Source organism: Thalassotalea sp. G20_0, from assembly GCF_017744175.1.
GTDB lineage: Bacteria > Pseudomonadota > Gammaproteobacteria > Pseudomonadales > Endozoicomonadaceae > Endozoicomonas.
The window spans coordinates 42,099-58,623 of sequence record NZ_JAGHQV010000024.1 but is presented as its reverse complement, the minus strand read 5'-3'; the positions used below and the strand labels follow the sequence as shown (position 1 = coordinate 58,623).

Below are 16,525 nucleotides of genomic sequence, written 5' to 3'. Positions count from 1 at the left end.
AGTCTACGATGCATCCAAGGGAACTGAGCATTCAAACACCGCATTTAACATTTGCTGCGTTGGAGTGGGGGGACCCTGAGGGCGTTCCGGTGATTGCACTTCACGGATGGCTGGATAATGCGGCCAGTTTCACTCCCATGGCTCCAAAGTTAGAGGGCATCAGACTGATAGCTGTGGACCAGGCTGGCCATGGTCTTTCTGAACACCGTCCCGCGTGGTTCAGTTATGATGTTTGGCACTACGTTGAAGATCTGGTTTATATCGCTGAGTCATTGCAACTTGAACGGTTTGGTTTGCTTGGGCATTCCATGGGCGGTGTGGTCAGTGCCATGGCAGCGGGTTCCGTGCTGAAAGATCAGGTTACCGGGTTGGTAGCTATTGATGGGCTTTTCCCCTGGCCAAAAAACCCTGAAGATGCTCCTGAAGCACTGGCGAACTATATCAATCAACGCAGAACACCGGTTGATCAGCTGCCAGTGACCCGCTATCGATCGAAGCAGCTGGCCGTTCGGGCCAGGGCCATGGGCCAGTTCAAAGTTTCCAGGCAATCGTCAGAACTGCTGGTGGATCGATCAATTATCAAGGATGGAGATGACTGGATCTGGACGGCAGATCCCCGGTTAAAGCAGGGATCCCCTACCCGTTTTTCCCTTGAGCAGACTCTGGCATTTCCTCGGCAGATAACCTGTAATGCTCATATGGTCTATGTTGACAGTGGTCCGATCAGTGACGCTATTAACCAGTATCATCAGAAGCTGCCAAATATTCATTTCCACCCGATGAGTGGTAACCATCATCTTCATATGGACGATCAGGTGGAAGCGATTGCCAATATAGTTAACTCTGTTTTAGGCAGTAAATTATGATAGTCTGAAACGTCGTTGGGGGAAGACTTGGATGGTGTTTCATGAATAAAGTGATTGTGGATATCCCGGGTCTACTGAAGACTCTTGAATCTGGCTCTTTAACCATTGCCTGCAAAATAATCAGTACCCTGCTTTGCCTGGTAATTGGTCCTTCAACCTATGCGTCGGGACTTCCAGCGTATCCTAATGCCCGTATTGAGCTTGCCATCGATGAGAATCGACAGAACCACCCGATCATTACCAACCGGATGAAGCGGGTCAACGGCGTTGTTACCTCGGATGGCGCTCAGTGGCTTGACGGACACCTGATCAGGGACCTCTACTTTCTGCCGCCCGGGCACAGCAGCAATCAAGGCTATGAATTTTATGTCAGCCTGTTGCAAGGGGAGGGTATTGAGACGCTGTTTGAATGCCGCAGTTTTTCCTGTGGTGCCAGTAATTTCTGGGCTAACGATGTCTTCGATATTTCCACGCTCTATGGTCAGGATAAGGAACAAGCGTTTTATATTGGGAAAAAGCTGAACACTTTCTATACGATCTACGCGGTGCGCCGGGGCAATGGACGCATTTATACATTGGTGGATATCTTTAAGCCCCATGACTATGAGATGGAGCGTACAATCGAACAGGATGCTGGCAACAATGTCTTCAGGCTGGAATCCGGTAAATCCGGGATTGAAAAAAGTTCTGATCTGGCCTCATTTGTTACAAATATGAACATTGACTCATCAATGAATGCACTGCTTATCATTCACAGCACGGTACCCGAGACCCTGGCAGAGCTGGATACATGGCAGAACAAAATGGAAGTACTGCAAGAGAATATTGTTCAGCATTTAAATGAGCAGGGGATCAGCGAGTCACGACTACGCTTCAATATTTCCATTGGCACTGAAGATAATTCGCTGGATCCGGGAACAACGCCATCTTTCGGGCTTGAAATTGTGCCTTTAAATTAAAGGTTGATTGCCATTTTCTTCAAATTGGGCTTATGTTCACGGACTTATCCGCACCAGATGGTCTTTATCCGGAACTATGAGTGATTTTACAGGTCAAACGTGTCGAAGCAGTGAAATTGCTGCTGATAATCAGCGATTTTAAAATAACTATCGTTAACTACTTTCGGATTGACTCAAAATGCAAAGCTTGCCTGCTACACCATCAGGAGCGAATGGTTACATTAATAATCCTGGCTGTACTTTCGAAAATGATAATTGCCGTTCAACATGCCTCGGCTTCATCTGGGGCGGTGCAACTTCTATCGGTGGGGTGGTTGGTTCGTGCTTACCCTTAGAAGGCACCATGGTAGCTAAAGTTTGCTTCGGTGCTATGGCTGGTTCGGGTGTCGGTATTCTCGCAATGATTGGAATAAGTGCCTATTTCGATGCTAAATATGGTGGCTGCTGCGGTATAAAGTCTCGGGAGGCTGCTCCTGTTCACACGGATCTTTCAATTAGCAGAGCAGCCCAGCAACCAGGGAGAGAGTCCATCGTGGCGGTTCAGCCCTTGCCTATGCACAACGATTCAAAGCATATAGATTCAGACCAGACATTGACGGTTATCAACCAGGAGTCTGAGCATTTGTTGCCAGAACCACCGCCATCCTACGTGACGGTTATAAGCTCGCAGTTAGAGCTTCAGCCTCCACCTCCATCTTACAGTGAGATTTTTCCAGCTAAACCATGAAGCATTAACCCGGAAATCGCTGTGTGATCTCGGTGGCAATGCTATCGGTAGCATTGCCAACAGTTATCTGCTGATCTTGTATAATACAGTGAAGTTTCATGGTTTTACCAATCAACCTGACCAGTTCATTACCCTCAGCAGGGATTCGATAAATGTACAAATTATCAAATCGCTCTACTTTACCCTGATATTGTTGCCACCAGATATCAGAATGGCGTCCGCCATAGTTATAGATATAAACCTTCTTTGCCCGGCCACAGGCCTTTCTTAGCCGCTTTTCATCCGGTTGACCAAGCTCTATCCAGGTGTCAATTTCACCACTGAGATTCTTTTGCCAGATATCAGGCTCGTCATCAGTGCTGATACCTTTGGTAAACTGAAGTTCCCCTGAAGCATGGAGTGACCAGACCATCAGTCTCAACATTGCCCTTTCGTCATTTTCCGATGGATGGCGGGCAATGGTTACATCATGGTCTGCATAATAGTGGCGGTTCATGTCCGCTATATTAATACTTGCTTTGTAGATCGTTGCTTTCAGGGCCATGGATCATTAACTCGATAAAAAGTTGAGTTTACCCTGAAGCAATCAGGAGTTTATGCAAAGGGTGATGTAATATTGATTCAGGTCAATATGTCAGAAAAAAACAATACGTATTATGGCTTACGCCTGAAGGGGAAAAGAGATGGGGGGGATTTCTCCAGAAAAGGCCTTTACGTCGCGGGGGAGGTGACGCAAAGGCCACGAAGATGAGACAGGCAACAACAATAAAATTTTGAAACCGGTTCTTGTGACCGGTTTTTTGTTTCTGCTCAGAAAAACTCAGAATAAAAAAAACCGTAATCGGGCTTTTCTCAATGACAATGGCAGTTGCAACCTATGTATTGAATACCTTCACTGGTTTCAATCAACTTACCTTTCCCAACAAACTGATCAACCAGTTCTGCTGCAGTCAGTTCCTGTGCGGAGCACGTGTGGTATCGGGCTTCTTCACCAAACTCTGCTGACATTGCTGTTAGGAGCGCCTCTTTGCTCAGCGCGACTTCCTGTTCTCTGATCATATTCAGTACATTATGACCGTGTACGGATTCCATGGGCTTATTCTCATATCAATAGTGGGGACTTCAGCCAACAATACGCTGACTAATGCAATTAAACAGTCGTATATATTCGTATCAGGTTGGTGTCACCATTATGAATGCCTCTGTGTGAAACGGCAGCGAATGCACTGCGGTGGTCGCTAAATTCAGCTATGTTCATGGGGTGTATATGGTTTGCAATGCGTGCTTGCTATGAATTCGACATCTACCATCAGATCATACCCTTCAAACATTGATAAACTGAGCCGGGTAAAGGGTGGGGTGGCTGGCCTGCTCATTGGTGATGCCCTGGGCGTCGGCACCCATTGGTATTATGACCTGGATCAACTGGCACAGGATTATGGCCCCTGGATTGATACTTATCAGGACCCTGCAGTTAATGGCAGCCATGGTTTTGCCAATATCAGCCACTTCCGTTATCAGCAGGGGGTCAGGGCAGGCGACGTTTCCCAGACCGGCCAGGTGATCGTATTGCTGCTTGAGTCTCTGGCCAATTGTGATGGCTTTGTACTGACAGATTTCCTTGCCCGGCTTGATGATTTCTTCGCGCCATTGTCCGGTGAGTCCTTTTCCGGGCGCTATACGGATGAATTGATGGTGGACCTGATCAGGGCACGCCGCACGGGGTTACATTGGGGTGATCCCGGGATTGCTTCGGGTTGTGACACAACCGAGGGAGCACAGTTTGTATCCCTGCTGGCCCTGGCGATTGATGACCCGGTTGAGCTGGTAGATGCTGCTGGTCAACTGCTGCAGACATTCTACAGGGAGCCTTTTATACGGCAGAATACACTGGTATTTGCCCTGGTTGTTCAGGCCATGGTCAACAGCGTTCCTCTGACCGAATTACCGGGCTGTTTAGCGGCTATGGCAAAACGCTCAGACGTGATGTCGGCAATACAGCGTTACGACCATCTACTGACTCCGGGAAATGGGCGGGTGGCCTGGCAACCGGACACCGTTCGTATAGAACCTGCCCTGCATATCAGTCAGGTCTATGGTATGGATTGCCAGCTTGTTCACGTGCTTCCCTGTGCTTACTACCTGATGCACCGCTACCCTGATCAATTTGAACAGGGTGTATTGTCTGCCATTAACGGGGGCGGTAATAATATGGCCAGGGCCGCTTTAACCGGTGTTCTTCTGGGGGCCATGAATGGGCTGGAGGCGATACCGGACCGTTTAGTTAATGGACTCCATGACAGTCACCGCTATTTGAAGCTGGCAGACATGATTGTCGTTTAATATTTAATCTGAAAGTAATCTGGGGTTTTCCAAATTCAGCAGGAACGTCAAAAGTTCTGGTAGTTAACAGCCGACCTTATGGAACCGACCATCAATACATTTGCTTCTGGTGTACCGGTATACAGTAATTGCTTTGATGACGGTGCATCGGTTGTCAGCAATCGAAAAATAGTACCTGTTCTGCGTCGTCACCATTTATCCCCGGCGGGACTTTCCAATGGCCTGATCAGCAGCCGTTGAATCAGCGCATCTGTCAACCGTATCAACAACTGGCTTTACCATTGTTGCCCGGGAGCGAAATAGCATGCAGTGATGACCGTCGTTCTTGCCAGCCTCATTGTGAAGCTCTGCCACTGCAAGTTTGTCGTTCCGGAAATACGGAAGAGTTCCGACGGTTACTGGCAGCCAATTCGGGAATTGCCCAACAATGGTTCCGTTTGGCGGTCACCGGTTGTGATGTCACCTTGCTGCACATCGCTGCCCGAACTGGCCACAAACAGATCTTACAGGCTCTGCTTGAGGCCGGTGCTGACTGCCACGCCACCTGCCGGGACATGACGGCTCTTTTTCTGGCGGTGAGCGAAGGGCACGTGGCGTGTTGCCAGGCTCTGCTTAGTGCCGGAGCGGATCCCAACACCCCTCGAAAGACCGGCGTCACGCCTCTTTTCTGCGCTGCCCTGCAAGGCAATCAGGTAGCCGTGGAGGCTCTTGTCAAAGCCGGGGCAAATTTACATTTAACCTTTATGGATGGTTTGACAGCCCTGCATATATCCGTCTTGCAAGATGACAATGTGCAGGTGGCACAAACGCTGATCAATGCCGGGGCTGATTACAATGCAACCGATGATGACGGTGAAACGCCACTGTTCATCGCCATACGCGAAGGTAGCGTGAGATGCGCCCAAATGTTGATCAAAAACGGTGCGAGCCTGAATCTTGCCAGTGAGGATGGAACGACGCCTCTGTATCTCGCTACTAAAACAGACTGTGTGGAGATTGTGCAGGCGTTGCTCAGGGCGGGGGCAACAGCGAATCCGGTTTCCTTCTGGGACGGCACAACGCCTCTGCATATTGCAGTAGTTAACGGCAATAAGAAAATTACCAAAGCCCTGATCAACAGTGGAGCTGCCCTTGATGTTGCTGATAGCGTGGGCACAACCCCCCTTTACATCGCTGCCCGGGAGGGTCACGAGAAATGTCTCAAAGCTTTGCTCAAAGCCGGTGCAAACGCTGACGTTGTCCGTTTTCTGGATGGCGCGACACCTCTGTCTATCGCTGCCGCAAATCATCAACTGACCAGCGTGCGATTGCTGCTTGGTGCCGGGGTGAAGAAAAGGTGACCTGTGGTAGTTTATCCACTACTACTGAATCCGCGCCTGCTTTTGCCTTATTTCCCGACAAACCGGGCAATCATTACCGTCGGACTCAGTACACCCACAATAGCTTCGAGAGATACCAGACCCTGTGCCAGAGGGCTGAGGGGCAGAATGTCGCCATAACCCAGCGTGGTCAGGGTGACAAAACTGAAATAGAGATAATCCGGCCAGCTGGAAATCCCCTGGATGGCAAGATCAAATGCCCCGGGGGTAACCAGGTTCACCAGTAGATAAAGATAACTGAACGTGATGCCCGTCAGTAAATAGAAGTTAATCGCCGCCAATAGTTTCTCGGCCTGGGGCTTAACGCTGAACAGGTGCCCGATAAGCATCAGCATCATGCCCAGATGAAACAGCATGCTGGCTATTAAGGTGAAGAAGGGGAGCCAGTTTGGCGGGTTTGGGAACTCAACCACCGCCCTGAGTATAACGATAGTTGTGCCGGTGATCTCTAACCAGAGACGGATTTTTGGACTGTTTTCCGTCAGCGATCCGAGGGTCAGAATCAGACTGGCAATCATCAGACAGGAAAACAGGGTGACCCCAATGGATTGGTACTCCATGACAATAGGAGAGAACAGGATGCTGCAGGTCAGGGTGATCAACAATAGACCCATTGAAACAGCCGGGTTGCGGCTCATTCGCTGTGAGAAGTCAAGAAAGGATGGTCGTAACATGGGTGATTGGCCTTAAGGGCGCTATCTGATAAGAAACAGCGCTCTAAAATACCCTGCAAGCAGATCCGGGGCTACAAAAACTGTTCATCTTTACGCCATCGGTCGATGTTTGATCTTTGTATAAGAAAGGATGCAGGATTGTCCGCAGTTAAGGGCTCGTGTTATCTTCTCGGGTTAAACTACTGTGTTTATAATCAGTTATCTCAGGGAGCCGAATGGCAGGGTCCGCAAGCAAAAAGAGTCATCAGCCGGATAAGAGTCATCAGCCGGATAAGAGTCATCAGCCGGATAAGAGTCACCAGCCGGATAAGAGTCACCAGCCGGATAGTGATCAGTCACAAGAGCCTGTTTCCATACGACGGCGCAAGCGTACAATCCGGGGGGAAGCAGCGACAGAAACGCTTTCATCACGAGTGCGTGAGGGCATTATGTTTGGCTGGCTGGTTCTGGCCGCTTTTCTGGCATTGGCACTGGCCAGTTATGATATGGTCGATCCCGGCTGGTCTCACGTTGGCCCGGTCAAAGATATTGCCAACAGTGCTGGCAGAATCGGCGCATGGTCAGCGGATTTGCTGCTAACCCTGTTTGGATTTCTGGCCTGGATGGTGCCGGTTATTCTGGTGATCAAGGCGATCCGGGTTTTTCGCTACCGCCATGAACCGGATGAATGGAATTCCTGGTTACTGCTGATTCGCAGTATGGGTTTTATTCTGTCCATTGCTTCAGGGGCTGCCCTGGCTTCACTCCATTATCATGGGTTGAGTGAACTGTTTCCCTCATCCAGCGGCGGGATTATTGGCGAGCTGCTTATTCAGCTGTTCCTGCCAGCCTTTAATGTCACCGGCAGCACACTGCTGCTGATGGCACTGTTTCTCCTCGGTGTGACGCTTTATACCGATCTTTCCTGGTTTCGTTTGATGGACAGTGTCGGCTATTGGAGCCTGCGCTTCGCCGTTTACTGCAAAGAAAAGTTGCTTGCACTTTATTTTGCGTTGCAAGAGAAGCTGGCCGCCAGAAAGAAGAGTGAACCTGAGCAAAGCGACCTGTCACCGGTGAAAAGGCAGGAGCCTGCATTAAAGCTGCAGAAAGACTCTATGTCATCGGCTACAACGGTGGTTGAGAAGAGACCCGATAAGCCAAAGCCGGTTATTGTCCCTCCGCCAGCGAGGGAGAAAGCGCCACCTCTGGTGGAACATACCCCGCTTGGCAGTTTACCAACCGCCTCGTTGCTCGATGAAGCCCGCCCCTCCGGCAAGGCCATGAGTCCAGAGTCTCTGGATGCCATGTCCCGCTTGCTGGAACTGAAGTTGAAAGACTTCAGTGTCGATGTCGAAGTGGTTGCCGTCCATCCCGGGCCGGTTATTACCCGTTTTGAGATTCAACCGGCACCCGGTACCAAGGCCAGTAAAATTACCAACCTTGCCAGCGACCTGGCCCGTTCTCTGGCGGTGGTCAGTGTCCGGGTGGTGGAAGTGATTCCCGGAAAGTCGGTGATGGGGATTGAGATTCCCAATGATGACCGTGAAACTGTTTTCTATAGCGAAATTATTTCATCCAGGGCGTTTGATGACGCACAGTCCCCGGTCAGCCTTGCCTTGGGGCATGATATTTCCGGTCAGCCGGTGATTGTGGATCTGGCTAAAATGCCACACCTTCTGGTGGCCGGTACTACGGGTTCCGGTAAGTCCGTGGGTATCAATGCCATGATCTTATCCATGTTGTTCAAGTCCAGCCCGGAAGATGTGCGGTTGATCATGATTGACCCGAAAATGCTGGAGTTGTCCATCTATGATGGCATTCCGCATCTTCTGGCACCGGTAGTGACGGACATGAAAGAGGCGGCCAATGCCTTGCGCTGGTGTGTTGCCGAGATGGAGCGTCGTTACAAGCTGATGGCATATCTGGGGGTTCGTAACATTGCCGGCTATAACCGCAAGGTGAAAGATGCCCTGGAAAAGGGTGAGCCGCACAGGGATCCTTTCTACCAGCCTGTGTCAGCAGAAGATGTGGCACCAGAGTTAGGCACGCTGCCCTTTATCGTGGTAGTGGTTGATGAATTTGCCGACATGATGATGATTGTTGGTAAAAAGGTTGAAGAGCTGATTGCCCGTATTGCCCAAAAGGCCCGGGCAGCCGGTATTCATCTGATTCTGGCCACACAACGTCCATCCGTGGATGTTATTACCGGTCTGATTAAGGCCAACGTTCCTACTCGCATCAGTTTCCAGGTGTCCAGCAAAATTGACTCCCGAACCATTATTGACCAGGGCGGCGCTGAGCAGTTACTGGGCCACGGAGACATGCTCTATCTACCCCCGGGAACCAGCGTTCCTGTCCGAATTCACGGGGCTTTCGTTGCTGACGATGAAGTGCATCGGGTGGTGGCTGACTGGCAGCTGCGGGGAACGCCGGATTTTGTGGAAGAGATTCTCAATGGTGTCAGTGAGAGTTCTGAAGGCAGTGCATTTTCCGGCGGGCTGGATAACAATGAGCAGGACCCTCTTTACGATGAAGCCGTGGCTTTTGTTACCGAGTCGCGCAGGGCGTCCATTTCTTCGGTTCAAAGGCAGCTGAAGGTAGGTTATAACCGGGCAGCCCGAATGATTGAAGCCATGGAGGCGGCAGGTGTTGTCAGCCCGGCATTGACTAACGGCAATCGTGAAGTGATTGCTCCACCACCGCCCAAGCATTAATTTTCCAGATTAAGTTCTTATTTATGATCAAGAAAGCGCCGTTATTGACTGTTTTACCACTGGTTTTTGCCATCAGCATGCCAGTCTGGCCTGCTGAGCAGACATCAACTCATGCATCCATGCTGGCCAGGGCGGAAAGCAGTACGCCTGCCAGTATAAAACATGATCAGAAAGCCGCTGATGCGCTGGCTAAAAAGCTGCAGGCCATGAATACTGTCAGTGCCAATTTTTCTCAAAGTACCATTGATAAAAGCGGTCGCTCCAAAGTTGAGAAGGGGAGTATGCAACTTAAGCGGCCAAATCAGTTCCGCTGGAATATCACTTCACCGTTTAACCAGGAGATTATTGCTAAAGATGGAAAACTCTGGATGCTCGATCCTGACTTTAAGCAGGTGGTGATTAAAAAAATGGACAATCAGTCAGGACCAACCGCCGTGCAGCTACTGAGCGGCGATGCCAGTGAGTTTCTGATGGAGTACGCGGTGACTCGCATGAACTATGGCCCGGAGGTGGTTTATACCCTGAGACCCGGTAACGTGTCAGATCTTTTTGAAAGGCTGGAGATCCATTTTTCCAGGGAGGAGATTTCAGCCATCACGATTGTGGACTCTCTCGGTGGTAAGCGACGAATTGACTTTACCCGGGTGAACCTCAATCAGCCGGTGGACAATACACTGTTTGAACCTGACCTGCAGACATTAGAGAAGGCCGGTTTTGATATTATTGATGAGAGCAGGGTATGACCTCACTCTTTGATGCCCCTGCTTCTGATCGCTATGAACCCCTGGCGGCAAGGATGCGCCCCAGAGTCCTTGATGAATACCTGGGCCAGGAACATATTCTTGCCAGAGGCAAGCCCCTGCGGGAAGCACTGGAGCAGGGTATTCTCCATTCCATGATTTTCTGGGGACCGCCTGGCGTTGGCAAGACGACGCTGGCAAGGCTGATTGCGACAAAAACCGATGCGCATTTTGAAACCCTGTCTGCCGTGCTTTCCGGGGTTAAAGACATACGGGAAGCGGTAGCAAGGGCAAAGGATGAGCAGCGTTTTTACCAGCGGAAAACGGTACTGTTTGTGGATGAGGTTCACCGGTTTAACAAGTCGCAACAGGATGCATTCCTGCCTCATATAGAAGACGGTACCGTTATTTTTATCGGGGCCACCACAGAAAACCCATCGTTTGAACTCAATAATGCATTACTCTCAAGGGCCAGAGTCTATGTACTTAAGTCGCTGGGGGAAGAGGCCATTGGCCAACTTGTTGACCAGGCTTTGACCAATGAAGAAAGAGGCCTGGGTGGCAAGGGTATTCAGCTGGAGCAGAGTGCCAGGGATATTCTGATTCGCTATTCTGACGGCGATGGTCGCAAGGCGCTCAATACTCTGGAAGTTGCATCGGATCTGGCTGAGAACGGCATTATCACGTCTGAGGCGGTTCAGGCCATTCTTGCCGATACCGGGCGACGTTTCGATAAAGGCGGTGACGCGTTTTACGATACCATTTCAGCTTTTCATAAGTCCGTTCGCGGCTCCAATCCGGATGCAGCACTCTACTGGGCCGCTCGAATTGTTGATGGGGGAGGGGATCCTCTCTACGTGATTCGTCGGCTGGTGGCTATTGCCAGTGAGGATATTGGCAATGCAGACCCAAGAGCGCTGGAGATTGTCATTAATGCCTGGCAGGCATTTGAGCGGTTGGGGGCACCGGAAGGACTGTTGGCCATGGCCCATGCAACGGTCTATTGCGCCTGTGCACCAAAAAGTAATGCAGTTTATAAAGCCTGGAAAGCGGCATGGGACGATGTAAAAAGTCATCCATCCTATGAGGTGCCTCATCATCTGCGGAATGCGCCGACCCAATTAATGGGAAGTCTTGGCTATGGTGCTGGTTATCGCTATGCCCATGATGAGCCCAATGCCTATGCCGCAGGGGAACGCTATTTTCCGGAAGAGATGGATGTGCCGGACTATTACCAGCCGAATGATCGCGGATTGGAGATTAAAATCAAGGAAAAGCTGGCCTGGCTGAAACGGCTTGATGAAGAGAGCACAGTAAAGAGATAGTATTTGTTATATTATCCAATCATATATTGTAATTTCAACTACACTACACACCCTGAGCCAAATCACTGGTTGATCACGGGGTATGTTTTTAGCTTGCCTGGCCTTTTGATATAGTTAGAACCGTTTCATGGCTATAAATTCAAAATTCTCTATCTCTCATCTGAAAGGAAGCCCTGATGCAATACCCGTACTTGCTGAACTACCTTGCTGTAGCAGCCGGGGGAGCCCTTGGGGCACTGGCACGTTCTCTGGTTTATGAGTGGTATGCAAAATCCGGAAATGATCAGTTGTTTCCACTGCCGACCTTAACAGTCAATATTATTGGTTCGTTTCTTATGGGGATTGGCTGGTACTGCCTGGTAGAGAAAAGTCTGCTTCCCGCAATCTGGAAAGATTTTGCCACCGTAGGCTTTCTGGGAGCATTAACCACCTTTTCTACTTTCTCACTGGATATTTTCCGGCTTTTTCAAACCGACCGATTGCTTGAGGCAATCGCTTATATGCTGGCCAGTGTGACTCTGTGTCTGGTTGGTACCTGGCTGGGTTATCAGGGCATTCGGGTGATCCTGAATGGTTAGCTGCTTATTATCTTTATCGAATGTCGCCGAGTCATGGTGTATCATCAGCAGGTTATCCGTGACGAGAATGGTAAAACGTTTGAAGCGTCTGCCCGGATAAGAAAACCATCGTCCAATCAGTTAATTTGGTAGGAATATGCTAGACCCCAAAATCGTTCGCAGCCATCCTGAAGCTGTGGCGGAACAGCTGTTGAAGAAGCACTACAAACTGGATGTTGAGCGTCTGGTTTCTCTGGAGGAGCGTCGCAAGTCGCTTCAGGTTAAAACTGAGCAGCTGCAGAGCGAACGTAAGTCGGGTTCCAGGGAATTTGGCAAGATCAAGGCCCGGGGCGGTGATGTTTCAGCGCTTAAAGAGCGTATGGATCAGGTGAATGCCGAACTCAAGGAAAATGAGCAGGCCCTGACCGAACTGCAGGAAGCATTGAATAACCTGCTGCTGGAAGTGCCTAACCTGCCAGACAGCTCCGTGCCGGAAGGTAAAGACGAGATCGACAACGTACTGGTTCGTACCTGGGGTGAGCCACGGAAGTTTGAGTTTGGCGTCAAAGATCACGTTGATCTGGGTGAAGTTCTTGGCCTTGATTTCGAAGCAGCTGCCCATATTTCCGGCTCCCGATTTGCCATGCTGCGCGGCAAAATTGCCCGCCTGCATCGGGCGCTGGCTCAGTTTATGCTGGATGTTCAGACCACTGAGCACGGCTATGAAGAAGTTATCACCCCGCTGCTGGTTCATGATAAAGCCCTGTATGGCACTGGCCAGTTGCCCAAATTCGGTGAAGACCTGTTCAAAACCGCCTGTGATGATGATTCCGGTGCTGAACAGAAGCAGTTTTTCCTGATTCCTACGGCAGAAGTTACCCTGACCAACCTGGTGCGTGAACAGATTGTTGAAGCTGATCAACTGCCCATTCGTCTGACGGCTCACACGTCCTGTTTCCGAAGCGAAGCGGGCAGTTATGGCCGTGATACCCGTGGCCTGATTCGTCAGCACCAGTTTGAAAAGGTTGAGATGGTGCAGATCGTCCATCCTGATAAATCCTATGAGGCGCTGGAAGAGATGACAGGGCATGCAGAAGCCATTCTCCAGAAGCTGGGGCTGCCTTATCGCGTTGTGGCACTGTGCGGTGGCGATATGGGCTTTGGGGCCGCCAAGACCTATGACCTTGAAGTCTGGCTGCCCGCTCAGAATCAGTACCGTGAAATCTCTTCCGTCAGTAACTGTGTTGATTTCCAGGCACGTCGAATGATGGCGCGTTTCCGCAATGAATCAGGCAAGCCGGAGCTGGTTCATACGCTGAATGGTTCAGGTCTTGCCGTGGGTCGTACTCTGGTGGCGGTACTGGAGAATTACCAGGATAAGGATGGGCGTATCCGTATTCCCGAAGCACTTCAGAGCTATATGGGAGGAATCAGTATTCTTTAACGACATCAACCACAGGGTGAATTGTGTGATTTCACCCCCTGTTAGTTTGACTAACCATTTTTGAAAACTGTGTTTTAAATCTAAAGTATTATCATCAATCAACCTTGTTCACATCATGGACAGTAGGAGTATGTGGTGAATAATCTTTCAGCGAGGGTCCCTGTAGAGACTACTATTGACTCGGGCAGCAACAATGAACCTGAGGTTTATAATGCTCGTTCGTCGACTGCTGGTTCGAGATATCACTCATACGTTGTCAGGCCAATTGCTGGTAGGCCAGATAATTATCTATCGGGTAACCAGCAGCCTGTTGCTAATACTGATTCCTCTGGTCGTGAATATGACCTTCCTTCAGGTTTTCAGAGTCACCAGAATCAGGCAGTGAGTTCTTATCAATTTATCATTAATGGCCAGACTAAAACATTTAAGTCGCTACGGTTACTGCTCCAGATTCAGCCTTTTATGGATAACTTCAGGGCGAGTACCGGAAGATATCTTTCTGATGTCCATATCCCGCGTGAGGATAGCGCACTCAAAACATTGATTCTTGAGAATGCTCGTGTTCAGCAAGTATTCTTGTTGGTGAATGACATAGAAACAATAAATGTATTCACATCATCGGATCAAACACAGTTGACGGAACAGGCGTCAGCCAGTGGATACAGGTCAGATGACTATCGTTTACCGGCAACACTAAGTGGCTTACAGCGAATGGTTGCCCGTGAAAACCGTCTGTTGAATTCAATCGGTGGTCAGAGATCACCAGTGCAGTATTGCCAGCCTGCACTATCTTCGGAAAGCTCAAATCCTGCTTCTGACGTTAACAGCACTACCCGGTATTTCTGCCATATTCATGGAGAAGATAAACAATTTGATTCGATTGCTGCGTTATTATCGGATCGGAAACTGCTACGAAACTTTCGTGATAATGCTGAGTTATACGATGTAAGTTCAGATATTCCTTCTAACAATACTGAACTGAAACACTTTATTATCAATAGACAGGATCGGTTCAATGCATTCCTGTTAATTAATGATATTACCGCGATATCAACCACTGATGCTGGTTATGGTGCTGATCATGCCGCAGCCTCTGATGCGGGGCTGACTTCTACAATCTTTAACCCATATATGGTAAACAGTAACGATCGCAGAAACTCTATCGTTCGACATGGTGCAGTCAGGCAAATGAGATTCATACGTGATTTTCCTGCTGGCAATAAGAATGCTTTTAAAATATCAGATGCTGGATTTTATTTGTCACTTGTGGAAAAAAGGCTGTTATGTTTCACCTGCGGAGGTTCAATTAAAGAGTGGCAAGAGGAGTGGGGCGTGCGCTCCCTTGATGAGGTTCATGCAAGACTTTATCCTGAGTGCTCTTTTTTGCGGGAAAAAAAAGGTGAAGGGTTTATCGAATTCTGTCAACAACAATTAACACAAGCACAACAACGTGTGTTAGCCCGATCTTTGGAAAGTTATCCACATTTGTATCGCTCACCTTTGGATGAGTATCAATGGCAGCAAGAACAGATAGAAGTGGATTATTATAAATTTCTATCCGACTGGCGTGAAGGGCGAGCACGATTGGATGGAATGACGTTACATGAATTTGTACGGGCGCAAAATCAAGCTGGCCAACACATTAGTGACAGACAGAGCCAGGCAGATACCACTTATTCTATCGAAAGCAATGTTCGAAGATGTCTGCAGGCATTTCACCGTAGTTTTCTTCCTGGTTCAGCGCTTCACAATGCAATGGACAGGTTGCATCGGAAAGTTAATGCTGCTCAGAACCAAAGCAATGAGCTTAAATTAAACTTATTGCAAATCCTGCAAAATCTATTGGCACTTCGAGAAGATCAGTCGGAAGATGCAGGTGCTGAAATTGCTTCGATTATTGACGCTGCTTACGATCGGGATTGTCAGGATCATACAACAGAAATCATTGATCAAATCAAGACTCGAATGGCTTTGATTAATATCAATCGGGAGCTGGAGTCTGATTCTGATGTTGTCCACATATTCAACCTGCTGAAGAAATTAAAATTATTTTACAATGAGTCGGTACTTTACAGTGTGTTGTCCACTACAAGGGGGATAGCTGATAAACCAGTTATTGCGGGCAGTGAATCCACTGAAACAAGAGGTTACATTAAGAATCTATTTTCCCAAAGTATCTGCCAATTCCCTGAGAATCAAATTCCACAGTGTTACGGCACTGTTGGCAGGCAGCCAGCAAATGTGATGGCTGAAATTAAAAGAAAATTTATCAGTGGTATTAATAATCTGGCGGATTTTCAAAATTATATTATGGACATGTTTAACACTGATCCGGCATTACTTAATCTTTTAATAACGAAAAATGCTGAGTTTTCAGTTTGGCATGGCAAGACAGAGAGTAGCGCTGAGTTATTGATGGAGCAGTACAGTCCCGATACACCAGGGCTCTCTGAGCAGGAGATTATTGAAGGTGCCGCTAACGTTGCAGATGCTCGTGCAAGGTTTATGCGTGAAGATCTTTACCAATTCATCAGCGAGAAGCTGGACATGTACTGGGATGAGATTATTCGGGAAACATCCCGATAATGTTTAACCCGGATATAGTGAGATGCTTCAATAGTGTATTGTCGGCACCCGGTAAAGCAGCAAAATCGCTTTAGACTCTTCCTCCATCAGAGAGACACCAGAACACTACGCTGACTATTTTCAAGGTATCATCCTGAAATTTTCCGGACATCATTAAAATGGTTAGTCAATCTAACCATTTTGATAGCTACATTTGAAATCTAAAACACTACTATTAATCAATTTTGTTCAA

General features: G+C 48.7%; 15 protein-coding genes. 12 read left to right on the top strand and 3 right to left on the bottom strand.

Annotated features, from left to right (window positions below):
• Positions 1-8 precede the first annotated feature (8 nt).
• The 3 genes from J7438_RS15280 to J7438_RS15270 all read left to right on the top strand — a co-directional run bounded on the left by J7438_RS15280 (position 9) and on the right by J7438_RS15270 (position 2,552).
• Positions 9-866 carry an alpha/beta fold hydrolase gene (locus J7438_RS15280; RefSeq protein ID WP_209277223.1) on the top strand — a complete coding sequence of 286 codons (858 nt, stop codon included), beginning with the start codon at positions 9-11 and terminating at the stop codon, positions 864-866.
• A gap of 41 nt (positions 867-907) precedes the next feature.
• Positions 908-1,825, top strand: coding sequence for a DUF4892 domain-containing protein (locus J7438_RS15275; protein ID WP_209277222.1), 918 nt, complete (start codon positions 908-910; stop codon positions 1,823-1,825).
• A gap of 178 nt (positions 1,826-2,003) precedes the next feature.
• Complete coding sequence (locus tag J7438_RS15270; RefSeq protein WP_209277221.1) at positions 2,004-2,552, top strand: hypothetical protein; 549 nt, start codon at positions 2,004-2,006, stop codon at positions 2,550-2,552.
• A 4-nt stretch (positions 2,553-2,556) separates the two neighbouring features.
• Here J7438_RS15270 and J7438_RS15265 read toward each other — a convergent pair whose 3' ends face one another.
• On the bottom strand, positions 2,557-3,096 hold the full coding sequence (locus tag J7438_RS15265; protein ID WP_209277220.1) for a YaeQ family protein: 540 nt from the start codon (positions 3,094-3,096) through the stop codon (positions 2,557-2,559).
• 308 nt (positions 3,097-3,404) lie between these two features.
• On the bottom strand, positions 3,405-3,644 hold the full coding sequence (locus J7438_RS15260; protein ID WP_209277219.1) for a YecH family metal-binding protein: 240 nt from the start codon (positions 3,642-3,644) through the stop codon (positions 3,405-3,407).
• Between the two features lie 198 nt (positions 3,645-3,842).
• Between J7438_RS15260 and J7438_RS15255 the strand changes: the two genes are divergently transcribed.
• The 3 genes from J7438_RS15255 (at position 3,843) to J7438_RS15245 (ending at position 6,235) form a co-directional block, all read left to right on the top strand.
• A complete protein-coding gene (locus tag J7438_RS15255) occupies positions 3,843-4,895 on the top strand; it encodes an ADP-ribosylglycohydrolase family protein (protein WP_209277218.1) in 1,053 nt (350 codons plus the stop codon).
• Positions 4,896-4,973: 78 nt separating this feature from the next.
• The gene (locus J7438_RS15250) at positions 4,974-5,135 is read left to right on the top strand and encodes a hypothetical protein (RefSeq protein ID WP_209277217.1); all 162 of its coding nucleotides are present in this window, start codon (positions 4,974-4,976) and stop codon (positions 5,133-5,135) included.
• Positions 5,132-6,235 (top strand): ankyrin repeat domain-containing protein, encoded by a 1,104-nt coding sequence (locus J7438_RS15245; protein WP_209277216.1) that lies wholly within the window; start codon positions 5,132-5,134, stop codon positions 6,233-6,235. The genes J7438_RS15250 and J7438_RS15245 overlap by 4 nt, the downstream gene beginning before the upstream one ends.
• Positions 6,236-6,282: 47 nt before the next feature.
• Here the strand turns inward: J7438_RS15245 and J7438_RS15240 are convergent, their stop codons facing one another.
• Positions 6,283-6,948 carry a potassium channel family protein gene (locus J7438_RS15240; RefSeq protein ID WP_209277215.1) on the bottom strand — a complete coding sequence of 222 codons (666 nt, stop codon included), beginning with the start codon at positions 6,946-6,948 and terminating at the stop codon, positions 6,283-6,285.
• A 215-nt stretch (positions 6,949-7,163) separates the two neighbouring features.
• Here J7438_RS15240 and J7438_RS15235 point away from each other — a divergent pair, with 215 nt between their 5' ends.
• From J7438_RS15235 to J7438_RS28350, 6 genes are all read left to right on the top strand, one after another.
• Positions 7,164-9,641, top strand: coding sequence for a DNA translocase FtsK (locus J7438_RS15235; RefSeq protein WP_209277214.1), 2,478 nt, complete (start codon positions 7,164-7,166; stop codon positions 9,639-9,641).
• A 23-nt stretch (positions 9,642-9,664) separates the two neighbouring features.
• Positions 9,665-10,384, top strand: coding sequence for an outer membrane lipoprotein periplasmic chaperone LolA (gene lolA, locus J7438_RS15230; protein WP_209201633.1), 720 nt, complete (start codon positions 9,665-9,667; stop codon positions 10,382-10,384).
• Entirely contained in the window at positions 10,381-11,706 is a 1,326-nt protein-coding gene (locus tag J7438_RS15225; protein WP_209277213.1) for a replication-associated recombination protein A, read from the top strand. The genes lolA and J7438_RS15225 overlap by 4 nt, the downstream gene beginning before the upstream one ends.
• 176 nt (positions 11,707-11,882) lie before the next feature.
• Positions 11,883-12,284, top strand: coding sequence for a fluoride efflux transporter CrcB (gene crcB, locus J7438_RS15220; protein ID WP_209277212.1), 402 nt, complete (start codon positions 11,883-11,885; stop codon positions 12,282-12,284).
• Positions 12,285-12,420: 136 nt separating this feature from the next.
• Positions 12,421-13,707, top strand: a complete 1,287-nt coding sequence (gene serS, locus J7438_RS15215; RefSeq protein WP_209277211.1) for a serine--tRNA ligase — start codon at positions 12,421-12,423, stop codon at positions 13,705-13,707.
• Between the two features lie 135 nt (positions 13,708-13,842).
• Positions 13,843-16,293 carry a baculoviral IAP repeat-containing protein gene (locus tag J7438_RS28350; RefSeq protein ID WP_209277210.1) on the top strand — a complete coding sequence of 817 codons (2,451 nt, stop codon included), beginning with the start codon at positions 13,843-13,845 and terminating at the stop codon, positions 16,291-16,293.
• Positions 16,294-16,525 lie beyond the last annotated feature (232 nt).

Excerpts from the sequence above, each read along its gene's own strand:
- J7438_RS15280 (WP_209277223.1), top strand. The coding sequence starts at position 9 with ATGCATCCAAGGGAACTGAGCATTCAAACACCGCATTTAACATTTGCT.
- J7438_RS15250 (WP_209277217.1), top strand. The coding sequence starts at position 4,974 with ATGGAACCGACCATCAATACATTTGCTTCTGGTGTACCGGTATACAGT.
- J7438_RS15270 (WP_209277221.1), top strand. The coding sequence starts at position 2,004 with ATGCAAAGCTTGCCTGCTACACCATCAGGAGCGAATGGTTACATTAAT.
- J7438_RS15240 (WP_209277215.1), bottom strand. The coding sequence starts at position 6,948 with ATGTTACGACCATCCTTTCTTGACTTCTCACAGCGAATGAGCCGCAAC.
- J7438_RS15265 (WP_209277220.1), bottom strand. The coding sequence starts at position 3,096 with ATGGCCCTGAAAGCAACGATCTACAAAGCAAGTATTAATATAGCGGAC.
- J7438_RS15235 (WP_209277214.1), top strand. The coding sequence starts at position 7,164 with ATGGCAGGGTCCGCAAGCAAAAAGAGTCATCAGCCGGATAAGAGTCAT.
- J7438_RS15275 (WP_209277222.1), top strand. The coding sequence starts at position 908 with ATGAATAAAGTGATTGTGGATATCCCGGGTCTACTGAAGACTCTTGAA.
- J7438_RS15260 (WP_209277219.1), bottom strand. The coding sequence starts at position 3,644 with ATGGAATCCGTACACGGTCATAATGTACTGAATATGATCAGAGAACAG.
- J7438_RS15225 (WP_209277213.1), top strand. The coding sequence starts at position 10,381 with ATGACCTCACTCTTTGATGCCCCTGCTTCTGATCGCTATGAACCCCTG.
- crcB (WP_209277212.1), top strand. The coding sequence starts at position 11,883 with ATGCAATACCCGTACTTGCTGAACTACCTTGCTGTAGCAGCCGGGGGA.
- J7438_RS15255 (WP_209277218.1), top strand. The coding sequence starts at position 3,843 with ATGAATTCGACATCTACCATCAGATCATACCCTTCAAACATTGATAAA.
- serS (WP_209277211.1), top strand. The coding sequence starts at position 12,421 with ATGCTAGACCCCAAAATCGTTCGCAGCCATCCTGAAGCTGTGGCGGAA.
- lolA (WP_209201633.1), top strand. The coding sequence starts at position 9,665 with ATGATCAAGAAAGCGCCGTTATTGACTGTTTTACCACTGGTTTTTGCC.